General features: G+C 39.5%; 4 protein-coding genes, 1 tRNA gene and 1 rRNA gene. 3 read left to right on the forward strand and 3 right to left on the reverse strand.

Features of this window, described 5'->3' with window-relative positions; all coding sequences use genetic code 11:
• Positions 1–379: 379 nt before the first annotated feature.
• A tRNA-Ala gene (locus ACH0QE_RS02275) sits at positions 380–452 on the reverse strand.
• Between the two features lie 105 nt (positions 453–557).
• A complete protein-coding gene (locus ACH0QE_RS02280) occupies positions 558–1253 on the reverse strand; it encodes an MgtC/SapB family protein (protein ID WP_415799124.1) in 696 nt (231 codons plus the stop codon).
• Positions 1254–1408: 155 nt separating this feature from the next.
• Between ACH0QE_RS02280 and ACH0QE_RS02285 the strand changes: the two genes are divergently transcribed.
• Together ACH0QE_RS02285 and ACH0QE_RS02290 are read left to right on the forward strand one after the other, a co-directional pair.
• On the forward strand, positions 1409–2323 hold the full coding sequence (locus ACH0QE_RS02285; protein WP_415799125.1) for a DMT family transporter: 915 nt from the start codon (positions 1409–1411) through the stop codon (positions 2321–2323).
• A 9-nt stretch (positions 2324–2332) separates the two neighbouring features.
• A complete protein-coding gene (locus tag ACH0QE_RS02290; RefSeq protein WP_415799126.1) occupies positions 2333–2884 on the forward strand; it encodes a GNAT family N-acetyltransferase in 552 nt (183 codons plus the stop codon).
• A gap of 74 nt (positions 2885–2958) precedes the next feature.
• On the opposite strand, the gene ACH0QE_RS02295 is transcribed toward ACH0QE_RS02290, so the two are convergent.
• Positions 2959–3135 (reverse strand): hypothetical protein, encoded by a 177-nt coding sequence (locus tag ACH0QE_RS02295; RefSeq protein WP_415799127.1) that lies wholly within the window; start codon positions 3133–3135, stop codon positions 2959–2961.
• A gap of 421 nt (positions 3136–3556) precedes the next feature.
• Between ACH0QE_RS02295 and ACH0QE_RS02300 the strand changes: the two genes are divergently transcribed.
• A 16S ribosomal RNA gene (locus ACH0QE_RS02300) occupies positions 3557–3691 on the forward strand; the annotation flags it as partial.

Here is a 3691-nt window from a genome sequence, read left to right on the forward strand (position 1 = left end):
GGCTTTTTTATTTTATTTCAGCAGATGTAAAGTACGTGATTCCATCTGATTTTATCCCGATATTATTTTTACTTTACCTATCTTAGATGATTAGCGAATTAATCCAAAAGTAGTTCAGGAGCGGTTGGGACATTCAAGGGTAGCGATAACATTAGATCTTTATTCTCACGTTAATAAGGATCCTCAAGTAAAGAAGCGATACGATTTAGAGAATGATTCTTTTGATAATGGAGATCAAGTATCCGGGTAACAGTTTATCCTATTGTTTAACGCTTTAGTATACTAAAGGTATACACATTGTGCACAATCTTGGAAATCCCTCAAAAATGTAAAGTTATACAAAAAGAAAAAAACCTTGCAGGGCAAGGTTTTTCGAGGATGGAGAATAGGGGGCTCGAACCCCTGACCTCAACGCTGCCAGCGTTGCGCTCTCCCAGCTGAGCTAATCCCCCGTATCTAAATAGATAAGGTACAAGAAAGATTATATAACCATCTCGCCGGACATGCAAGACAAAATTTTATGAGGAAACTAAAAAAGCCGCGATTGAGCGGCTTTCCTACAAACCTTCGATTTCAACCCGGTTAATTCCTTCAATTTCCGATACCGCTTCATACACATCCGTCGTCTTTCTGCGGAAGTCCACGGTCACAATCAATTGTACCAGTTGGTTTCCTTCTGCCAGATCTTTGATGCGGACGTTTTTCAAGGCGATTTTTTCCCCTTTAATCCTGGTAATGATATCGGCAATGCTTTCCCGGCTATTGACATTGAACTGCAGACGAATCTCTTTTTCCCTTAATTGCCTTGGACCAATAAAAGTCATTAGGAACGGTATGAATTCCACACTTACGATAAGTAGAGCAACACCTGCAATGGCTTCCCAGTAAAATCCTGCGCCAACCGTGATCCCAATTCCAGCTGCACCCCAAATCATCGCTGCCGTTGTCAGACCGGAAATCGTGTCATTTCCTCTTCGTAAAATGACCCCGGCACCTAGGAAGCCGATACCCGATACGATCTGGGCCGCCAGACGGAGAGGGTCCATCGTGATATTGACATCTTCATCCCCTGGGAACATATAAGCTGATTCACTCGATACAATCGTCAAAAGGCAGCTGACAATCGATATAACCAGGCTCGTTTTAAGACCAACCGGTTTTCTTTTAATCTCCCTTTCAAGCCCAATAACCAGGCCAAGGAATGCGGATATCCCCAACTTAAGTAAAATTTCCATATCAATAGAATACAACATGTCGTTTCTCCTACCCCTAATAAGATGTATTTACTTTCCCTTAAAATGACGGACTAAACTTCACTTAGAAAAAATAAAATTTTATTCAAGATAAAAATTCAAATTCATTGTAAAATACATATAATTCACATTGTGTAACTTAAAGGAGAATAGAAATGCAATCACCTAAAGTAAATCCTTATATGGCGGTAGCAATCGGTGTGGTGGCAGTCTCAACTTCTGCGATCCTGGTTAAGGTCTCGTCAGCACCGTCCGGAGTCATAGCTTTTTACCGATTATTCTTTTCTGTACTATTAATGCTGCCGGTGTTTCTTATAAAGTATGTTTCAGAACTTCGACTTATTACGAAACGGGATTGGGTATTCACTGGGATAGCCGGCATATTTCTGGCATTCCATTTTATCCTCTGGTTTGAATCACTAAACTATACCTCGGTAGCAAGCTCTACTGTGCTGGTCACTCTTCAGCCTCTATTTGCATTTGTGGGTGCTTATCTCTTCTTTAAAGAGCGTGTATCAGCTAAAGCGATTTTAAGCGGTGTGATTGCGATTGGCGGCAGTGTCATCATCAGCTGGGGTGATTTTAAAATCAGTGGAAGTGCTCTGTTTGGGGATTTTTTGGCGATTGTAGCCTGTGCATTGGTGACCGTATACCTTTTATTTGGCCAAACAGTCAGGAAAAGGATGTCTTTAATAACCTATACCTTTATCGTCTATAGCATCAGTTCAATTACTTTGTTCTTCTATGTAATTGCAGTGGGTGAATCGTTTTATCCTTATCCTACAAGCGATTGGGTTTACTTTATCCTCCTTGCGCTGATCCCAACTTTGCTTGGCCATACATTGTTCAACTGGTCTATAAAATGGATTAGCGCCTCAGTCATTTCGATGGCGATACTTTTCGAACCAGTTGGCGCTACCGTACTTGCCTTTTATCTCCTCGGAGAAAAAGTCATTTGGACTCAGATAATCGGTGGATTAGTCGTTATTGCAGGCATAACATTATTTTTAGTAGATGAAAGAAAGATGAAGCTGAAAAATCAAACCGAAATCAATTCAATATCGGGGTAGGGGATGAATGTGAATATAAGAAAGGCTGCCAAAGAAGATGCGAGCGGTATTGCAAAAGTTCAAGTAAGAAGCTGGCAAGAAACTTATCAGGGGCTTGTAAGTAAAGATTACTTAGATTCCTTGAAGATGGAGGACAGAAAACCTTTATGGGAAAGAAGCTTATCCGAAAGTGGTGATACCTCTCCAGTTTTTGTAGCAGTTAATCCAGATGGGGAGATAGTTGGCTTTGCATCTTTTGGAAAAGAAAGATCAGGGGAATTTAAAGCCGAGAGTGAACTGTACGCGATCTACATCCTTAAAAAGTACCAAAGGGATAAACTAGGGTTGAAACTCCTCAAGGCGGGTTTGGATGAATTGATCAAGAAAAAATATGATTCCATGCTTGTGTGGGTTTTGAAGGAAAATGATAGCCGGAAATTTTATGAAAGCCTTCAGCCTGAAAAAGCGGGTGAAGAAGCTGTGGAAATTGCAGGCAGAGAATATATCGAAGTGGCCTATATATGGAAGGATTTAAAAATGCTCTACCACACTATTGTAGAGAAACGGTTAGCGGATAGGTAAAGGGTATTGAGCTATTGTTTAATCTAAGGCGATTAGGAAAATGAATGAAAAAAATCCCCTGCATAGGGGATTTTTTAAATGAAAAGGTAAGTGAACCTTGAAAACAATAATGCACAGACAGAGCTAAAAATAAGAGTTCCTCCGTGAACCTTTCCTTCAGCGTTTGCGATTTTAATGGCTTCAATGTAGGCGATGCTGAATAATAGTATCGCCATGATTAGTGATAGATAAAGTGCAATTGATTGCAGCAAGTAGGATCACCTCAGTAATTAGTTTGTCCAAAGCATTATATGAGCACAAGTGAGAAATTATTAATAAAAGCTATTTATAAGAAGAAACTAGGAAAACCAAAAAGAATTCTCTTATTGTGAAAAATTCTTTTAAAATTATATTGCAAACATATTTTATCCGTGATATATTTAATCTCGCTTCAGAAAAACAACGTTGAATTGAAAAAACAAACATCAATTTTTACGAAAAAGAAAAACAAAAATGATGTTGACAATAACAAATCAGCGTGTTATATTAATAAAGTCGCTTCTGGGCGACAAACTGAACAACTTGCTCTTTGAAAACTAAACAAACAAGCGTCAACAAACAATAAATTTTCATGGCTTCTATTATAGAAGATCATGAGCCAACGTTTTAACTTATGAGCTAACTCATAACTCTTTCTTGGAGAGTTTGATCCTGGCTCAGGACGAACGCTGGCGGCGTGCCTAATACATGCAAGTCGAGCGGATCTTCATTAGCTTGCTTTTGAAGATCAGCGGCGGACGGGTGAGTAACACGTGGGCAACCTGCCTG

Origin of the sequence: Mesobacillus sp., assembly GCF_047739415.1 — a bacterium.
Classification (GTDB): Bacteria; Bacillota; Bacilli; order Bacillales; family Cytobacillaceae; genus Mesobacillus.